The following is a 17725-nucleotide window of genomic DNA, read 5'->3' on the forward strand; positions in this document are numbered from 1 at the left end:
CCATGCACAGCGAGAACGATGCCCAACTCGAATATGCCATACTCGATGCGCTGCGGCTGATACTCGACCCGGAGCTGGGCGTTAATCTGGTTGATCTGGGCATGATCTACCACATTGAGATCGTGGACAACGGAACGGTCAATGTGCAGATGACCACGACGACACCGGGCTGTCCTGCTGCCGGATTTCTCATTGAAGCCGTGCAGACATGTGTGGAAGCCGTTGACGGTGTCTCACGTGCCAATATCGATTTGACATATGAACCTCCTTGGATGCCAGAGATGGCGCTCCCGGAAGTTCAGTCTCGCTTTACGGGCTTTTCTTTATAACAAGCATCGGTTTCAACCATTTCACGAAAACCAGCGATTGATAAATTTCAATCGCTGGTTTTATTTTTGACAACACAAGCAAGCTGTAATCGGCCTTTGTGCTATCGCAAACAAGCGCTGGCAAACTTGGTGGACTACGCTCAACATATTGTAAATAAACAATAATTATTTCATCGATTTATGTTCTATGTTGATTACGCTCAAGGAAGCGACCTGCCCGATCTCCTATACATACAACGACAGAGCAAAGAGCGCTCGGTCCTATCGTATAGGAGAGAATCGATGGCAGACCAGATGCAGATCAACCGCCGCACGATACTGGCAGGAGCAGCACTCGCGGGTGCACTTGCACCGGTGCTTGCGACAACATCCGCCTGGGGTGGCGGTGCGATCCGGAAGGCCAGTGCAGCGGAAATTGCAGCGCTTCCCCGGCAGAAAGTGGAACTGGTGGACCCGCCATTCGTTCACGCTCACAGCCAGGTCGCAGAGGGTGGGCCGAAGGTCATCGAGTTTACGATGGTGATCGAAGAAAAGAAGATCGTCATCGATGATGCGGGGACTGAAGTTCATGCCATGGCTTTCAATGGCACGGTTCCCGGACCGCTGATGGTGGTGCATCAGGACGACTACGTTGAGCTGACACTCATCAATCTTGAAACCAACACGCTCATGCACAACATCGATTTCCATGCGGCGACCGGTGCATTGGGTGGCGGTGGGCTCACCGAGATCAACCCCGGTGAAAAGACGATCCTGCGCTTCAAGGCCACCAAGCCTGGCGTCTTCGTCTATCACTGCGCACCTCCCGGAATGGTTCCCTGGCACGTTGTCTCGGGCATGAACGGGGCGATCATGGTGTTGCCACGCGAAGGACTGCACGACGGCAAGGGCAACAAGCTCTCTTATGACAAGGTCTATTATGTCGGTGAGCAGGATTTCTATGTACCTCGCGATGAGGCCGGTCAGTATAAAAAATACGATACGCCGGGTGACGCTTATGAAGACACAGTGAAGGTAATGCGGACCCTGACACCGACACATGTTGTCTTTAACGGTGCAGTCGGTGCCTTGACCGGCGATAAGGCAATGACCGCCAAGGTTGGCGAGAAGGTGCTGATCGTTCACTCGCAGGCCAATCGCGATACCAGACCGCATCTTATTGGCGGGCATGGCGACTATGTCTGGGCAACAGGCAAGTTCAACACGCCGCCAGATCTTGATCAGGAAACATGGTTCATTCCGGGTGGGGCCGCGGCAGCAGCCTTCTACACATTCCAGCAACCCGGCATCTATGCCTATGTGAACCACAATCTGATCGAAGCCTTTGAACTGGGTGCGGCTGCGCACTTCAAAGTCACCGGCGAATGGAATGACGATCTGATGACATCGGTTCTGGCGCCGTCAGGCATGTAACAACGCGATCGCGCCTTCCCCAAGCGGAAGGCGCGTTCTCCCGGACTGAAAACTTCTTTGGTGATTGTCGAATGAGGAAAGGCTCGGGGCCGTATCTGCAAAAGGACACGGCTCCCTGATACCGAATGACCAAAGGTAACAAGAAAAAGTGCCTGCGCGATTTGGCCGTGGCTGTGCCTGCCGTTTTGCTGGCTGTGGTCGCGGGTCTGTTCGTGGTCAATGCTGCGGGACGCGTGGACCGCACATTTCAGGATACAAAATTTGAGCGCCCACAGACCGTTATCGTCGCTCCACGCAGCATGACCTATCGCGCCGATGGCGACTTTCAGAAAAACAACTATCCGGTGGATGCACCGCTGACGACGCGTAAACTCACGCGGTCTTTTGAGATCATGAAATATCAAGTCAGTGCATCCGATTATGAGCAATGCATTGCCGATGGCGGCTGCCAACCGGCAGAAGCGTTGCCGCATAATCGAAACGGGCTAAGCGCAGACGCACCAATTGTCGGCGTGAGCTACGATGACGCGGAAAGCTATGCAAACTGGCTGTCGCAAAAGACCGGCGAAGTCTGGCACCTGCCAACCGACGAGCAATGGGCTTTTGCTGCCGGTTCACGCTTTACCGATACTGCTCTTGGCATTGCGGACGATGATGCGGCCAATCCTGCTCTAAGATGGCTGAAAGATTATGAACAGCAAAGCGCGCGCAAGCTCGAACGCAGCCCTGAAGTCCGTTCTGCGGGGGCATTTGGTGAAAACGAACTTGGTATTGCGGATGTTGCCGGTAATGTTTGGGAATGGACGCAGACCTGCCATCGCCGTGTGAATATCGACGCCTATGGCAAGATCGTTGCCGAGACGCCTGTCTGTGGCGTCTACGTGGTCAATGGCAAACATCGCGCAGCCATGAGCTCCTTCATCCGCAATCCCAAGACAGGCGGCTGCAGCGTGGGTGTACCGCCCGACAATCTGGGCTTTCGTCTGGTTCGCGACGGTCGCTGGTATGCGGTCGTTCTGAAACGGCTGAAAGAATTCTCAATATGATGGTTTATGCTTGAATGCCCAATTTTATGTCCCTGAGACTATCCCTGCTTCCTCTTGCTGTGCTAAAGCGACGACGGGGATTTTCAGCAGGGGATGCGTGATGGCGACGATAGATCGCGGGCTTGTCAGAAAACTATCGTTATTCGCTAAAATGAGCGATGACGAGCTGGACAAGCTTGTATCTTATGCCTCAACGCGGCGTGTCATTGCTGGCGAAACCATTTTCGAACAGGGCGACGATGCCGTCCTGTTCTTTTTGCTGCTTCACGGTCGCCTCAAAGTCAATCAGGTAACACCGGACGGACAGCAGATCATTGTTCGCATGGTTCATCCCGGCGATCTGTTCGGCTTTGCCAAGGCTTTGCAACGCACAGACTATCCCGGCACCGCAATGGCTGTTGCTGAAAGCATTGTTCTGGCCTGGCCGACGGAGCTTTGGGACTATTTCGTCGAGCAGAATCCCGGCCTCGCCATGAATGCGATCCAAACCATCGGCAAGCGGCTTGAAGAAGCCCACACCCGCATTCGCGAAATGTCGACCGAGGAAGTTGAACGCCGCGTGGCCCATGCTGTTCTCCGCCTTGCCCGGCAAGCCGGCAAAAAGGAAGACGACGGCATCCGTATCGATTTTCCGATCACCCGTCAGGACATTGCCGAAATGACCGGAACAACCCTTCACACCGTCTCCCGTATTCTCAGCAACTGGGAGACAAAAGGCTTCGTTCGCGGTGGACGTCAAAAGCTCACAGTGATCAATATGTCCGGCATCAAGCGTCTTGCAGACGGCGATTCTTAAGGTGACTTACAGTGCTTGAGAGCACATTCAGAAAGCGCTCCAAATCTGATTGAATGAGGTTGATGCTCTCATCCCTTGTCTGAACACGATCTTTTCCAGAGCCCCCTTTCATCCTTTTCGAGATTCACTCGCCCTTCCAACAGTCAATCGCCGAAAAAATTCCAAACCCGGCTTGAAACTGAAATTTCGCTTACTAACTGTTGGAAAGTGGACCGGGCCCCTCTGGCGGTTTTTTCAAACCGTGATGTCGGACCACTTCGAGCGCGCTCGAGGTCAGCCCGGAAACTCCCAGCCGACCTTGTGATATTTTGAACAGAGGTCGGATATGGAACTCTTTACATCTCTTTTTATGGGAACACCGGTCTGGATGTGGCTGGTGTTTATCGGCATTGTTCTGACATTGCTGGTGCTTGATCTTGGCGTCTTCAACAAGGAAGACCATGAGATCGAAATCGCTGAAAGCCTGAAAATGTCGGCTTTCTACATTACACTCGGACTGGCTTTTTCCGGCTTCGTCTGGTGGCAGTTGAGCAGTGAGGCAACGGCACAGTATCTTACGGCCTTCGTGGTGGAAAAGACGCTGGCGCTCGACAATATCTTTGTCATCGCGCTGATTTTCAGCTTCTTCGCTATCCCGCGCAAATACCAGCATCGCGTTCTCTTCTGGGGCATTCTTGGCGTCATCATTCTGCGTGGCATCATGATCGGCCTTGGCGCAACAATCGTCGCGAACTATCATTGGGTTCTCTATCTTTTCGCGGTATTCCTCATCATCACCGGCATCAAGATGCTGTTTTCGGGTGAAGATGACGAGCCGGATATGAGCCGCAATCCGCTGCTGCGTTTTGCCCGAAAGCATATGCGCGTCACGGATGAGCTGCACGGCAATGCCTTCTTCGTTCGATTGAAAGACAGCACGACCGGCAAGATGGTACGTTTCGCAACGCCGTTGTTTCTGGCGCTCATCATGATCGAAGTTGCCGATCTGATCTTTGCGGTCGACTCTGTTCCGGCAGTGTTCACCATCACCACCGATCCCTTCATCGTTTACACGTCGAATATCTTCGCAATTCTTGGTCTCAGAGCGCTGTTCTTTGCCCTGTCGGCCATCTTGCATCGCTTCGCCTATCTTAAATATGCGCTGTCGATCCTGCTGATCTTCATCGGCTCGAAGATGTTTATTGCCGATCTGATGGGTTGGGAAAAGTTCCCGCCTGCCTGGTCGCTGGGCATTACCTTCGCAATCCTTGGCACAGGCGTCATTGTCTCGCTTGTAAAAACCAAGGATGTGGAAAAGCCGGTAATCCATCATCAGTCGTAAAGATGGACATACATCTGCCCGGACCTAAAGGTTCGGGCCTTCTTTAGAGCGCGCTTCGATCTGATTGGATCAGATCGGCGCTCTAAATATTTGTTTTAACGCACATCTTTGTCCGAAAACCGTTTCATACTTTTCGGGATGCGCTCTAAAAACTCCATAGATTATCTTGACGCCTGCTCTCTCCAACGCTGCATAAACTTCTTTTGGCGACGTCTGCTTTTCCAGATTACGAACGCAAAGCCGATGCCGCACTCATGCGAAGTGTCATCAATGCCGGAACCAGCGAAACCACCGCCGCAACGGCGATAAACCCAAGGGCAAGCCGGACATCACTCATCGCGAACTCCACCGGCATTCTGACCGCTGTTGTTGCCGTGAGCCATGATGTAATGGCGTGCGCAACAGTATATCCGATTGCCAGCCCAAGGAAGATTCCAAGCAGCAGCAGGAAAAACAACTCGCCCCAGACAATCGTCATGATGGAACGCAACGGTGCACCAAGCGCCCGCAATGCTCCGATCTGGCGTTTGCGCGCGCCGATATGCATGACAGCCACCAGCAGCAAGGCGAAAACCACAATCACCTGAGTACCGACCGCTATGCCAAGCAACAGACTGCGCGCATCGCCTAGCGTCGAATAGAGCCGTGTGAGAACCTCTGCCGGGAAGACCGCCAATGTGCGATCAGAACGATATTCCTGCCGCAGCCGATAGGCATCCGCAATGGTCTTTGGCTTTACAAGAATGGCCGGAACGCCGGGGCTATCGGCATCAAAAGCCTCATCAAGCCGCGCATTGACGTCGATTTCGTGATCATGGTCATGCGGCTTTTCATTGATAAGCACACCAAATCCGTTACCCGGCTTTTCAGCATGGTCGTCGTGCTCGTGCTCTTCATGAGCTTCCATGCCATGCAGCTGCCAGACAGTGCGAATGGGAACCAGAATGGACCGATCCCATGCAGTGCCGGTCGGAGCCATTTTGCCAGCTACATGATAGCTGACTTCGATATGTGCATGTCCACCGGTTTCAACAGTGCCGTGCATTGGATTGACTTTAGCCCCGACAGGCAGATCGACTGCCGAACCGATAACCGCCTCGCCCAGACGTGCGAACATCGTGCCTTCGGCGAGCTGTGGTGACAGGGCGGAAATAAGCTCAGTTGTCGTGCCTACAATGGGAAAGCCCATCGCGCTGTCGCCAAAGCCTATGGGTGCTGCGAAGGCCACGCGCTTGTCATTGGCAAGTTTGCCCAGCATCGCACCCGACATAAGCGGCAGAGGCGACGGCTGCAAAAAGACCGATGAAAGTGTGAGCTGCGTGTCACTTCCTGCAGCACCGATCACAAGATCGAACTTGTCAGATGCCCGCGCCGTGCCAAGCCGTATGGCGCGTTCCTGCAAGGTTACGACCGAGCTTAATGCAACCGACAAAGCCAACAGAACGATGATGGCAACAGCACCACTCCAGAAACGGCGCAGATCGGCAAGAATGAATGCGATCATGACAATTCCATCTCCGCGCTGTCACTTGTAATCTTTCCGCCTTCAAGGCGGATGCGGCGCTGCAAATATTGCATCAGCTGCGGATCATGCGTGACGACCACCAATGTCGCCTTTTCTTCAGTCGCAAGCCGCACCAGAAGCTCGGCAACATCGCCACCGGTTTTTTGATCAAGACTTGCGGTCGGCTCGTCGGCCACGATCACACCTGGCTTTGAAAGAAGCGCACGCGCGATAGCCACGCGCTGCATCTCGCCACGTGACAGGGTTTCGATATGTTGGGCGGGGCGCACAATCCCGACTGTTTTTAGCAATTGAAGTGCCCGCTCGCGATCTGCCAGCTTCACCCTACCACTCAGCTTGAGCGGCAACAGCACATTGGCCAGTGCCGAAAGACCGGGAAACAGATGAAAATCCTGCATCACCAGCCCGATATTGCGCGCACGAAACGCATCGCGCCTGAAAGAAGACAGGCTGCTGATTTCCGTTTCGTCCCAGACGATTTTGCCTGCTTTCACAGGTTCGAGACCGGTTATGGCGTTGACCAGCGTGCTTTTACCCGAGCCGGAGGCACCGGTAATTGCCAGATGACCACCAGCAACCAGATTGAATTTTTCAATGGAAAGCACGGGCAATGCAAGACCCGGAAACCGCACTTCCAGATTGGCAATATCGAGCGACAGGCCCGATGGCTTGGCAAGCATCATCATCAGACCGTTTTGAAAGAAGCGTCACGCAGGCGAAGCTGGCTGACAAAACCGGTTTCAGGATCGGTCCAGGAACCATATTCGAGCGTGCCCTGCGTCAATATCGGTGCATTGAACTGAACAAATGTCTGTTTGGAAGCCAGATAAACAACCACGATATTGTCCGGCCAGTCGGAATCCGAGGAACAGAACGGGCAGATCGACATCGGAATTTCCGTCAGAACGAAGAAATTGGCCTCGGCCTTGAGTGGCGGCGCCATAAACCCGCTGATCGCCACTTGCTTACCGGAAGCATTTTTGACCTGATCGGAGAACTCAAGGCCCAGAACGCCAAAGCTCTTATAGAGGTTGTCGAAACCAAGCTGTTCTGCTGCCTGCGCTCTGTTGGCAATGCACATCAAGGGCGCGGTTGCCAATGCACCAAGCATGAGTTGCCTGCGATTGAAATGCTGTCCTGTGCGCATCCTGAACTCCTGTCTAAATGGACAGGCGGGAAGCCCGCCTGCCCTTATTCAAAAGACGATTACTCGGACTTTGCTTTGCCAAGCGCGAAAGTATCGGCCAGCACACGGTAAACGTCGCTCTGTTCCATATAGCCGCGAAGACCTTCGGAACCTGGACCCGTTGCCTGCAGAACAACGTCATCGACGGCATGAACGCCGGTATCATCTTCCTTGGGCAAGTTGCCCTGAACGAAGACCGCACCCGGAACGTCCTTGTAGACCTCATTGGCTACATATTCGCCCTTCTCGTTCTTAACGGCAGGCACGAAAGCACCATCCATCTTTGGACGGAAGGTTTCGTAATGATCCGGGCCGTTATTGGCGGCGAGGAACAGACGACGCGATACGTCAACACGATCCGGATAACCGTCGCCATTGGTGTCTTCGTAGTTCGGGAATCCGGCGGCATCATAGGTGCCAACCTTTTCGCGCATTTCATCGCCCGGCTTTTCATCATCGACCGTGCCAATAATGGCAACGCCATGGGTGTGGTCGCCGGTGACAATGATCAGCGTATCCGGGTTCTTTTCGGCAAATTCGCGTGCAACGCCAACGGCTTTGTCGAACTCAATGGTTTCGACCAGCGCTCGATCCCAATCGAGCGGATGGCTCATCTTATCAACCGATGCGCCTTCAACCATCAGGAAGAAGCCTTCCGGATTCTTGGAGAGCTTTTCGAGAGCCGTCTTGGTCATTTCAACAAGACCCGGCTGGTTCGGGAACTTTTCGACAGTGCCCTTCTTGAGGAACTCACGGTCAAGCGTCACGTCCATATTGCCGGTGTGGAAAAGGCCGAGCAGCTTGTCCTGATTGGACGTGCCCGATGCAGCAAGCTCGTCCTTGCTGGTGACCAATGCGTAACCCGCATCTTTGAATAGCTGGATATAATCCTTGTCGTCCTTGCGCTTGGAGCCGGGAACGTCTTTTCCGAGAAAGTAAGCAGAACCACCGCCCAAAAGAACATCTGGCTTCACGTCATATATCATGCCGACAATATCAGCCTTATCGGCGCGCTTACGCGTATGTGCAACGAGTGCGGCAGGAGTTGCATCCTGCAGTTCGGAGGTCGAAACAATACCGATCGACTTGCCTGTTTCGCGGCGCATCGCTTCTGCAATGGTTTCGACCTTCGGGTCGTCCAGGCTGTTCGGCGTGCGGTCGGCATAGACGCCGAGTGCATTCACGCGCGACTTATGACCCGTCATATATGCCGACATGGTGTTCGCACTGTCGGTCGCAATCGAATGAGTCGACGAAGTACCGATGAAAGCGACCGGTGGAATGTCGTCCATAGCAAGGCGGCCATTGGCTTTACCTTCGCTCATGCCCTTGGACATGATGCGCGCGCCGGTGCGGTGAGCAACCGAAAGACCATCGGCAATCAGGAAGATGATGTTCTTGGCCTTGGCTTCATTGCCAGTCGAGTAAACATCCCAGTTGACCGACTTTGTTTCATCGCCAGCAGAAACTTCAACCTTATAATCGCCAGCCTTGCCGATTTTCAGGCCGCGCAAAATAAGAGCTGAGCCCAGAACCTTGTCTTCAGCGCCTTTTTCTTCAGCCGTAAATTCGGCTTTGCTGCCAAATACAGCTTCATAGTCCTGACCATTGACGGTGATCTTCACGTCCTCTGGCTTGACGACCTTATCGAACTCAACCTTGAAATCGAATGGCGAATTGACAAGGATTGTCGCCCGGTCAATCGGATAGACCGTTGCAGCACCAGCTGCCGTCGTCAACATAGTTGCGGAGGCGAGAGCAAGAAGCAGTTTGCGCATATCGGAAATCCCCACTGTGTAATGCGTGCGAAGCTCAAATAAGAAAGCTAGATGACACTGGTATAACAGCGAGCCTATTTATTCATAAATTTTAGTTTGCCGGCTATCTTTATCGATCGACAGTTTTACGTACACGTTTCATACCCCTTCATGGCAATGTAAAAAACGTGGGCTAATTGTCTGCGGATCAATCAGACAGGTGACATATGATACGCAAAACGCTCTCGATCATTCCATTGACCGCAATCCTGTTCAGCACAGCCCTGCCTGTCTTTGCGCAAGAAAAAGTGCCCACTTTGGTCGGCGAGTTTGTTCTGCCGACCGGGCTGAAACTCAATGGTGTGGAATTTGGCGGTATTTCCGGCCTTGATTACGATCCGGCCCAAAATGTCTATTATGCGATTTCCGATGATAGGTCGGAGAAGGCCCCTGCCCGATTCTACAAGCTCAAGCTCGATATTGATGGAGCTGGCATTCATGGGTTGGATATTCTTGAAACGACTACGCTGCTTGATGCTGGCGGCAAGCCTTTCACCGTCAAGGATGTCGATGCGGAAAGCATTCGCTTCAACCCTGAAACCCAGACGCTCTACTGGTCCAGCGAAGGCGATCTCACAGGAAAGCCATCTATCCGTGAAATGAAACTCGACGGCACCTTTGTTCGTGAGTTCAAACTGCCGGAAGCCTATCTGCCGGATGAAAATAAAACACACGGCACGCGAAACAATCTGGCTTTTGAAAGTCTCGCAATCACTGCGGACGGGAAGATGCTTCTGGCTGGTACAGAAAACGCCCTGGCTCAGGATGGTGACATTGCCACACTTGATAAAGGCAGCAAGTCGCGGATCGTCTCCTTTGATATTGCATCAGGCGCAGCAACCGCCGAGCATGTCTATGAAACCGATCCCATTTTTGCAAAGGCAACGCTGCCACCTTTCTGGAATGACAATGGGCTGAGCGAATTCGTGACGGACGGCCCGAACCTTCTCACGGTCGAACGAAGCTATGCGCACGGTGTAGGAAACCGCATCAGCATCTATCGCACATCGTTCGATGGAGCGAGTGATGTCAACGGCAAGCCATCACTTGAGAACGTCGCCGCAACACCGCTGAAGAAAGCGCTTTTGCTGCGCCTTGATGAAGGTACGTTCGACCTCGATATCGACAATATCGAATCCATCACATGGGGCCCGGAAATTGATGGTGCCAAAACGCTGGTGATTGCATCCGACAATAATTTCAATGCCGGTCAGTTCACGCAGTTCGTGGCAATCAGACTTCCATAGGACCTGTCATCAAACCTTTATCGTGATGATAATCACGCGTCACAGGGCACCTTTAAGGACCATTGCGTTTGTTTCCGCAATTTGAGGGGTTCCCTATGCGCCTTGGCTATCTTCTTGCTTCCATTGCAACAATTGCAATGACATCTTCAGCAATGGCTGAAGAGACATTTACCGCAAAACTGGCAGGTCACGCTTATCTGCCAGCTCTGACGCTGATTACACCGCCTGCCGATGCCCCTCGCGACGCGTGGGTTTCCGGCAAGTTCACCGGCAAGACCCGCAACGACAAGCCGATGACCGTCATGGGTGATGTCGGCAAGGCCTATGGCAGCCACACCACCGGCATCTCCCTTCCCTTCATTGGCCAGCCGGTACAGGGCATGTCGGGCTTTGCGATGAACCGTGCAGCCGATGGCAGCGTCTTCACCCTGACCGACAATGGTTTCGGCACCAAAGCAAACAGCCCGGACGCACTGCTGTTCTTCCATCGCATGAAGCCTGATTTTGAAACCGGCAAGGTTGAACGCGTGGAATCGGTGTTTCTGCGCGATCCTGATAAGAAAGTGCCATTTCGTATCGCCTATGAAGGCACCGATGGCCGCTACCTGACGGGTGCAGATTTCGATCCGGAAAGCATTCAATATCTCAATGACGAGATCTGGATCGGTGATGAGTTCGGCCCTTACATCATTCGCGCTGGTCTTGATGGCCATGTGAAAGCCGTCTACCCAACCATGCTCGATGGCAAGCAGCTGATGGGTCCGGATACGCCGGGCATCGTGGTGCCTGCGGTTGCCGGCAAGGATTATCGCGTTCAGCGTTCGGGCGGTTATGAAGGCATGGCGCTGCAGCCAAAAACCAATCAGCTCTGGGCCATGCTTGAAAAGCCGCTTTCTGATGAGAACGGCAAGCCGGAAGGCGATTTCCTGCGTGTCATCACTTTCGATACAGGCAAGGGCGAATGGACTGGCAACAGCTACCGCTTCCGCCTCGCTGAAGGTGCGACGGCTATCGGCGACTTCAACTTCATCGATGACACCCGCGCGCTGGTCATCGAACGTGACAATGGCGAAGGCGATCCGAGCCTTGAGTGCAAGACCGACGATCTTTCAGCCTGCTACCCGCTGCCAGCCAAAGTCAAGAATATCGTTCTCGTCGACACATCGAAGATTGACGCTGATGGTTACATCCATCGTATCGGTCATATCAATCTGATGGACATTCAGGACCCGGACAACAAGGCAATCCTGAAAACCGCATCAGCACGTGACCTCAAGGGCAAATTCACCTTCCCGTTCTTCACCATCGAAGACGTGATGCGCGTTGACGATACGCACATTCTGATCGCCAACGACAACAACCTGCCATTCTCGGGCGGTCGTCAAATTGGTGAAGCTGCGAACAACGAGTTTATCCTGCTCGAAGTCGCAGACTTTTTGAATGCCAAGTAGTCGTGTCTAACTGACCCAACTTTAAAATCGCTGACGGGCACTGCATCTTGCAGTGCCCGCTTGCGCATTTTGCGAAATGAAGACATTGCTCAAGCGCATAGCCAACGGACAGCAAAGAGCAGAGAAGCAGAATGAGCGTGAGAGAGATCGTCAAATATCCGGATACAGGTTTGAAAGCACCAGCCACGCCCGTCACGGTTTTTGATGAAGATCTGCGCATTCTCGCGCAGGACCTGCTCGATACGGTGCGCGCTGCACCCGGTATCGGCATCACGGCTCCGCATATTGGTGTCATGAAACGCGTGGTGGTGCTCGAGCTTTCAGGCCCTGGCAGTGCCAGGACCTACATCAATCCCGAAATCATCTGGGCTTCCGATGAGACGATCCGCCATCAGGAAGGCAGTGTTTCTATGCCGGGTATCGTGGATGATGTTGAAAGACATGCCCGTATCCATATCCGCTATCAGGACATGGACGGCAATGAGCACACGGAAGAATCCGACGGTTTGCTTGCGGTCTGCCATCAACACGAGATCGATCAGCTCAACGGCATTTTCTGGATACAGCGTCTGTCAAAGCTCAAGCGCGACCGGCTCATCAAGCGCTATCAGAAGCTCGGGAAATAAAAGTTCGGGAATCATACAACCAGCACCCCAACGAGGCGTTTATTGATCGTTACGCCTCCGCAACGGATCAATGTGCTGTAAATCTATGTTCTTGAAAAAGAACAAGATATCGCGTGTAATTTAACTTAAATGAGATTTTTGTTTAGCCACTTAGACAAGCAGCTGGGAGGCTTATTTTCCCAGAACCAGCGTGAAGAAGTTCCTGAAATTGCTCACCTTCACTGATGGGCACTATAGGACGATTTGGTTAAGAATGTCTACGTCTAACATACATAACTTCACAGTCCGCCTTCATCCTTGCAAACGCTGTCCCTCCACCGCCTCATGATAACTGCCCTGCCCTTTGAGCGCTTTTCAAGAAATTGTTCAAAGCATTACGCAGCTACACATGTCCCTTCACGGCGCAGCCAATCAGTGCGCATCCTGTAAAGTGTGGGGTACTTTTGGAACCCAACCGCGCATTAGAATATAGCGTTAGAGTGTTCATTCAGACAGAGATGCGCTCTAAACTGATTTGCATTATTCCTGCTTTGCGTTGCCGTCAGCACAATCTAATGAAGCTCCGTTCAACACGATCACCGATTCCGGGAAATTGCGGCGCTCTTATTGAGCGACACCCAAACAAGAAGCTTCTGCTTGCCCCTTCACAAGAAGCGGCACATTAAGAACGACACCTTCGAGCAGATTGTCCGCTACATGCAACCGATAGGCTTCTCCAACTGTCTTAGCAGCACATCTCCAATAATCCGGTGACCAGCGCACACCATTGCTTATTTGAGCTGCTTTACTGACTATGAGATAGAAGACCGATTCTCCCACAAGTATTGTTCCTCGCAGTGCCGATCCTGCTTGAATGCAGGAGAGAATCTCATAATTTTAAACGACAGCCTTGAATAGACTGCCGTCTATTATCCTTAATTCTCTTTGTATTCAGCTAGATAGGGTTATTTCGATTCCAATGGACATAGATTCCAGACCGGCCCGCCAGCGATGCTAACTGTTTGTTAATATACGCCCCTTGCGGCAAAATAAGAATCGGACATAATGACGGTATTTAGACGGTATTAGTTCCAGTGCCGTCACTAGGGATCCCAAGTCTATGAATATCGCAAATAAAGCAGAGCAAGTGTCGTTTGACGACATGATATTGACGCAAGGGCGAGAGATCTCGCGCAAGCTCAATCTGCTGCGTCATGAGAACTTCCCGCCGGATGCGCGCAAAAACCTGCGCCAGTTTTCTATGGCAGAAGCGGCTTACTTCCTTGGTGTCTCTCCGAGCAATCTCAAGAAGCTTCATCTGGAAGGCAAAGGCGTCGAGCCGATCATCCTTTCCGGTGGGCGCCGTGCTTATACAATTGAACAGCTTCAGGAACTCCGTCATTGGCTTGATCAGAACGGTCGTGCCGAAGTGAAACGTTATGTTCCCCATCGTCGTGGCAATGATAAATTGCAGGTCATCGGTGTTGTAAACTTCAAGGGTGGCTCCGGCAAAACGACGACCGCTGCGCATCTGGCGCAGCATCTTGCCCTCACCGGCCATCGCGTACTTGCAATCGATCTCGATCCACAGGCGTCGCTTTCAGCACTTCACGGCATCCAGCCAGAGCTTGATGAGTTCCCATCGCTCTACGAAGCCGTTCGCTATGACGAGCAGCGCAAATCCATCCGCGACGTCATTCGCAAGACCAATTTCCCGGGTCTCGATATTATCCCTGCGATGCTCGAGTTGCAGGAATATGAATACGACACGCCGCTTGCAATGCAGAACGGCGGCGAAGGCAAAACCTTCTGGAATCGTATTGCGTCTGCACTCGCTGAAGTGGATGCGGAATATGATGTGGTCGTCATCGATTGCCCGCCGCAGCTTGGTTATCTGACGCTGACCGCTCTTTCAGCGGCAACGTCAGTTCTCATTACCGTTCATCCGCAGATGCTCGATCTTATGTCAATGTCGCAGTTCCTATTGATGCTTGGCGATATCCTCAAGACCGTTCGTCAGGCTGGCGGTGCGGTACAGCTCGACTGGTTCCGTTATCTGATCACACGCTATGAACCGACCGATGTGCCGCAGGCGCAGATGGTTGGTTTCATGCAGAGCATGCTGGCGTCCCACATGCTTAAGCATCAGATGCTCAAATCGACTGCGGTGTCGGATGCGGGTCTTACAAAACAGACACTCTATGAAGTTGAACGTTCTTCCATGAACCGCGGAACTTATGATCGCGCTATGGAGGCTCTTGAGGGCGTTAATTCGGAAATTCGCGGGCTTATTCATGAAGCCTGGGGTCGTTAGACGGCAGTCTAATTCGGAAAATATGAAATGAAATCAGGCTTATGACTGATTTGAGGATAAGAGAATGGCACGGAAGAACATTTTTCAGAGCGTAATGCAGACCGAAGAAGCGGAAGAAAAGCCCGTTTCTCCGGTCGAAAATGTTTCGCGCCGTTTTGGTGCTGCAAAGTCTTTGTCTGCATCTATCGATGAACTTGCCAAGCAGGCTTCTCAGAAACTCGATGGTGAAGCCATCGTCGAACTCGATCCTTCTGTTCTCGACGCGTCGTTCATTGCCGATCGCCTGCCAGAGGCTGACGATCAAGAATATGCCGAGCTTCTGGAAGCTGTTCGCGACCGTGGACAGGATAGCCCTATTCTCGTGCGCCCTCACCCGGAGACCAGCGGTCGCTATATGATCGTGTTCGGTCATCGTCGGGCCAAGGTTGCGCGTGAACTTGGCATCAAGGTCAAGGCCGTCATCAAGCCACTAGCCGATCTTGAGCATATTCTGAGCCAGGGTCAGGAAAACTCTGCTCGTGCCAATCTCAGCTTCATTGAGCGCGTGCTGTTTGCAGCGCGCCTTGAGGAACTGCAGTATAGCCGTGAAGCTATTCAGGCGGCCCTTTCCATCGATTATCAGACCCTGTCGAAGATGCTGACCATTCCGCGCGCAATCTCCGAAGATATGCTCGTTGCTATCGGACCAGCGAAAGGCATCGGACGTGACCGCTGGCTTGAACTGCGCAAGCTGATTGAAATGCCCGGTAAGGCTGATGCAGCGCGTGAACTAATGGCAACCGATGCCTTCAAGGTAGCACAGTCTGGCACGCGCTTTGAACAGCTTTACGGTTATCTCAAAGGTTCAAACCAGAAGAAGCCGGTTACGAAGGCCGCTTCCCGCGCCGGTTCGACCTGGAGTGCCGCTGACAAAAGCGTCAGTGCCACCATCAAGCAGAACGGCAAGACAGCAACTCTGGCGCTGAGTGCAGCCAATGGTCCGCGTTTTGCTGAATGGATTTCGCGTAATCTGGATACGCTTTATGCGTCATTCAGCGACGACGAGAAGTGAGTAAGCGTATCAGGTGAGGGGACTTATCCCCCGCCTAATCAGCGTAACGTATAAAAGTGGAAGAGTGCAGGTGATGATCATCTGCATAATTTGACGAAGAGGAAACAGCAGCAAAAGAAAAAGGCCCCCAAACGTTGCCGCGTGGAAGCCCTTCTCATTGGTTTAGCAGCTAGAGAATCGCAAATTCACGAATCACTGTCAAGTGTTATCAGCGTCATTTCGGCGGGTGGATTTCTTTTGCCTTGTGGAAGGTGAAAGAAAATGGAGTCTCAATTCGGACTGACGCCTTTCGGCAGTCAGCGGATGACACATGCCTTGTTGGCAGTGCATCAAAAAGCTCGAGAAATCCCTCAAGGAGCAACTGCAGATAAGTGGCAGCTTCATCGTTGGCTGTGCGAAGGCAAGAATATCATTGGCATTAGTGACCGTTCTTTGGCGGTTCTGTCTGCTTTGCTGTCGTTTTATCCTGAGAACACGCTGGTCGAAACCGGCGCTCTGGTGGTGTTTCCATCCAACAAACAGCTGACCTTGCGCGCACACGGCATGGCTGATGCAACATTGCGTCGTCATCTGGCAGCGCTGGTCGAGGCTGGTATCATCACTCGTCAGGATAGCCCGAATGGCAAACGCTATGCTCGTCGCAGCAAATCCGGTGAGTTAAAGGTTGCCTTTGGTTTCTCGCTTGCACCACTTTTGGCGCGAGCAGATGAGTTTGAGGCTGCTGCCGAACAGGTCAAATCCGAGAAGATCGCTCTGCGTGAAATCCGTGAACAGCTGACTTTGCTGCGTCGCGACATATCAAAGCTGCTCGACTATGCAATCGAAGCATCTCTTATTGGTCCTTGGGATGAGCTCAAAGTCCAGTTCCGTACGGTTGTCGACAGCATTCCACGTCGTGCAGAGATGCAGGAACTGGCTATATTGGTCTCAAAACTGCAGGATATTCATGCTTCTGTTGATAAGGCTTTGAATAATAATCAAAAAGTTCAAAATCTGAGCGACAATGAATCCCAAAATGAGCGGCAGCATAATGAATCAAAACCAGATTCCCATTTTGATAGGAACGTGGCAAATTCAGAAACAGTTGCGATCACAACGATAACCGATTACGCAATTGAGGCCGGCATTTCTCTCGATATGGTTCTCAGAGCCTGTCCAGAGATCAGCGCTTACGCATCAAATCGGATAAGTCAGTGGGAACATCTGATAGCCACAGCAGAGAAGGTACGAGGCTTTATCGGCATCGATACCAAACTCTATGAAATGGCTCTGAAAATGCTTGGAAGGCAGAATACCGCTATCACAATTGCCTATCTGCTCCAGCGCTATAACGATATTCGCTCTGTGAGTGGTTATCTTCGCATTCTCACGGAAAAAGCTGCTGAAGACGCGTTTTCGATAAAAGCTCTCATGGTCAGCGCTCTGCATATTCAACAAAGGCAAATGCAATGAACTGATATCTGCTCATATTTCCTGAGAGCGTTTTGAAACAGGATTTGAGCAGGGTTTTGGTGTAGTCACAGTGTTGAAACTTAACAAAGAGTTAACTTTCGTAAACTGGTGATGATCGAGCGAATGAAGGCCTATACGATCCGCTGACCTTGGGACTGGCTTGAACCACATA

General features: G+C 52.3%; 15 protein-coding genes. 11 read left to right on the forward strand and 4 right to left on the reverse strand.

What is annotated here, in order from left to right:
* The first annotated feature begins 2 nt into the window (after nucleotides 1–2).
* The 5 genes from CEV33_RS05470 to CEV33_RS05490 all read left to right on the forward strand — a co-directional run bounded on the left by CEV33_RS05470 (nucleotide 3) and on the right by CEV33_RS05490 (nucleotide 4905).
* The gene (locus CEV33_RS05470; RefSeq protein WP_094539478.1) at nucleotides 3–329 is read left to right on the forward strand and encodes a metal-sulfur cluster assembly factor; all 327 of its coding nucleotides are present in this window, start codon (nucleotides 3–5) and stop codon (nucleotides 327–329) included.
* A gap of 282 nt (nucleotides 330–611) precedes the next feature.
* On the forward strand, nucleotides 612–1742 hold the full coding sequence (gene nirK / locus CEV33_RS05475; protein ID WP_094539479.1) for a copper-containing nitrite reductase: 1131 nt from the start codon (nucleotides 612–614) through the stop codon (nucleotides 1740–1742).
* A 125-nt stretch (nucleotides 1743–1867) separates the two neighbouring features.
* Nucleotides 1868–2788: an SUMF1/EgtB/PvdO family nonheme iron enzyme gene (locus tag CEV33_RS05480; protein ID WP_094539480.1), complete on the forward strand. Its 921-nt coding sequence runs from the start codon at nucleotides 1868–1870 to the stop codon at nucleotides 2786–2788.
* Nucleotides 2789–2888: 100 nt separating this feature from the next.
* The gene (locus CEV33_RS05485; protein ID WP_094539481.1) at nucleotides 2889–3584 is read left to right on the forward strand and encodes a Crp/Fnr family transcriptional regulator; all 696 of its coding nucleotides are present in this window, start codon (nucleotides 2889–2891) and stop codon (nucleotides 3582–3584) included.
* 325 nt (nucleotides 3585–3909) lie between these two features.
* Nucleotides 3910–4905: a TerC family protein gene (locus CEV33_RS05490; protein ID WP_094539482.1), complete on the forward strand. Its 996-nt coding sequence runs from the start codon at nucleotides 3910–3912 to the stop codon at nucleotides 4903–4905.
* Nucleotides 4906–5131: 226 nt separating this feature from the next.
* On the opposite strand, the gene CEV33_RS05495 is transcribed toward CEV33_RS05490, so the two are convergent.
* Genes CEV33_RS05495 through CEV33_RS05510 form a run of 4 tightly spaced genes read right to left on the reverse strand, consistent with a single transcriptional unit; the run spans nucleotide 5132 to nucleotide 9394 of the window.
* Nucleotides 5132–6409, reverse strand: coding sequence for an FtsX-like permease family protein (locus tag CEV33_RS05495; protein ID WP_094539483.1), 1278 nt, complete (start codon nucleotides 6407–6409; stop codon nucleotides 5132–5134).
* Nucleotides 6406–7116, reverse strand: a complete 711-nt coding sequence (locus CEV33_RS05500; RefSeq protein WP_094539484.1) for an ABC transporter ATP-binding protein — start codon at nucleotides 7114–7116, stop codon at nucleotides 6406–6408. The genes CEV33_RS05495 and CEV33_RS05500 overlap by 4 nt, the downstream gene beginning before the upstream one ends.
* A complete protein-coding gene (locus tag CEV33_RS05505) occupies nucleotides 7116–7577 on the reverse strand; it encodes a hypothetical protein (RefSeq protein ID WP_094539485.1) in 462 nt (153 codons plus the stop codon). Before CEV33_RS05505 ends, CEV33_RS05500 begins: the two co-directional genes overlap by 1 nt.
* 59 nt (nucleotides 7578–7636) lie before the next feature.
* Nucleotides 7637–9394, reverse strand: a complete 1758-nt coding sequence (locus CEV33_RS05510; protein ID WP_094539486.1) for an alkaline phosphatase — start codon at nucleotides 9392–9394, stop codon at nucleotides 7637–7639.
* A 206-nt stretch (nucleotides 9395–9600) separates the two neighbouring features.
* Here CEV33_RS05510 and CEV33_RS05515 point away from each other — a divergent pair, with 206 nt between their 5' ends.
* The 6 genes from CEV33_RS05515 to repC all read left to right on the forward strand — a co-directional run bounded on the left by CEV33_RS05515 (nucleotide 9601) and on the right by repC (nucleotide 17553).
* Nucleotides 9601–10680 (forward strand): esterase-like activity of phytase family protein, encoded by a 1080-nt coding sequence (locus CEV33_RS05515; protein ID WP_094539487.1) that lies wholly within the window; start codon nucleotides 9601–9603, stop codon nucleotides 10678–10680.
* Nucleotides 10681–10775: 95 nt separating this feature from the next.
* Complete coding sequence (locus CEV33_RS05520) at nucleotides 10776–12131, forward strand: esterase-like activity of phytase family protein (protein WP_094539488.1); 1356 nt, start codon at nucleotides 10776–10778, stop codon at nucleotides 12129–12131.
* Nucleotides 12132–12262: 131 nt separating this feature from the next.
* Nucleotides 12263–12757, forward strand: coding sequence for a peptide deformylase (locus tag CEV33_RS05525; protein WP_094539489.1), 495 nt, complete (start codon nucleotides 12263–12265; stop codon nucleotides 12755–12757).
* A 1099-nt stretch (nucleotides 12758–13856) separates the two neighbouring features.
* Entirely contained in the window at nucleotides 13857–15050 is a 1194-nt protein-coding gene (gene repA / locus CEV33_RS05530; RefSeq protein WP_094539490.1) for a plasmid partitioning protein RepA, read from the forward strand.
* 64 nt (nucleotides 15051–15114) lie between these two features.
* Nucleotides 15115–16101, forward strand: a complete 987-nt coding sequence (repB, locus tag CEV33_RS05535) for a plasmid partitioning protein RepB (RefSeq protein ID WP_094539491.1) — start codon at nucleotides 15115–15117, stop codon at nucleotides 16099–16101.
* 261 nt (nucleotides 16102–16362) lie between these two features.
* Entirely contained in the window at nucleotides 16363–17553 is a 1191-nt protein-coding gene (gene repC, locus CEV33_RS05540; RefSeq protein ID WP_094539492.1) for a plasmid replication protein RepC, read from the forward strand.
* Nucleotides 17554–17725: the final 172 nt, after the last annotated feature.

It is taken from the genome of Brucella grignonensis (genome assembly GCF_002252505.1).
Lineage (GTDB): Bacteria > Pseudomonadota > Alphaproteobacteria > Rhizobiales > Rhizobiaceae > Brucella > Brucella grignonensis.

What these genes read in the sequence shown, in the direction of transcription:
- CEV33_RS05470 (WP_094539478.1), top strand. Translation starts at nt 3, where the DNA reads ATGCACAGCGAGAACGATGCCCAACTCGAATATGCCATACTCGATGCG.
- nirK (WP_094539479.1), top strand. Translation starts at nt 612, where the DNA reads ATGGCAGACCAGATGCAGATCAACCGCCGCACGATACTGGCAGGAGCA.
- CEV33_RS05480 (WP_094539480.1), top strand. Translation starts at nt 1,868, where the DNA reads ATGACCAAAGGTAACAAGAAAAAGTGCCTGCGCGATTTGGCCGTGGCT.
- CEV33_RS05485 (WP_094539481.1), top strand. Translation starts at nt 2,889, where the DNA reads ATGGCGACGATAGATCGCGGGCTTGTCAGAAAACTATCGTTATTCGCT.
- CEV33_RS05490 (WP_094539482.1), top strand. Translation starts at nt 3,910, where the DNA reads ATGGAACTCTTTACATCTCTTTTTATGGGAACACCGGTCTGGATGTGG.
- CEV33_RS05495 (WP_094539483.1), bottom strand. Translation starts at nt 6,409, where the DNA reads ATGATCGCATTCATTCTTGCCGATCTGCGCCGTTTCTGGAGTGGTGCT.
- CEV33_RS05500 (WP_094539484.1), bottom strand. Translation starts at nt 7,116, where the DNA reads ATGATGATGCTTGCCAAGCCATCGGGCCTGTCGCTCGATATTGCCAAT.
- CEV33_RS05505 (WP_094539485.1), bottom strand. Translation starts at nt 7,577, where the DNA reads ATGCGCACAGGACAGCATTTCAATCGCAGGCAACTCATGCTTGGTGCA.
- CEV33_RS05510 (WP_094539486.1), bottom strand. Translation starts at nt 9,394, where the DNA reads ATGCGCAAACTGCTTCTTGCTCTCGCCTCCGCAACTATGTTGACGACG.
- CEV33_RS05515 (WP_094539487.1), top strand. Translation starts at nt 9,601, where the DNA reads ATGATACGCAAAACGCTCTCGATCATTCCATTGACCGCAATCCTGTTC.
- CEV33_RS05520 (WP_094539488.1), top strand. Translation starts at nt 10,776, where the DNA reads ATGCGCCTTGGCTATCTTCTTGCTTCCATTGCAACAATTGCAATGACA.
- CEV33_RS05525 (WP_094539489.1), top strand. Translation starts at nt 12,263, where the DNA reads ATGAGCGTGAGAGAGATCGTCAAATATCCGGATACAGGTTTGAAAGCA.
- repA (WP_094539490.1), top strand. Translation starts at nt 13,857, where the DNA reads ATGAATATCGCAAATAAAGCAGAGCAAGTGTCGTTTGACGACATGATA.
- repB (WP_094539491.1), top strand. Translation starts at nt 15,115, where the DNA reads ATGGCACGGAAGAACATTTTTCAGAGCGTAATGCAGACCGAAGAAGCG.
- repC (WP_094539492.1), top strand. Translation starts at nt 16,363, where the DNA reads ATGGAGTCTCAATTCGGACTGACGCCTTTCGGCAGTCAGCGGATGACA.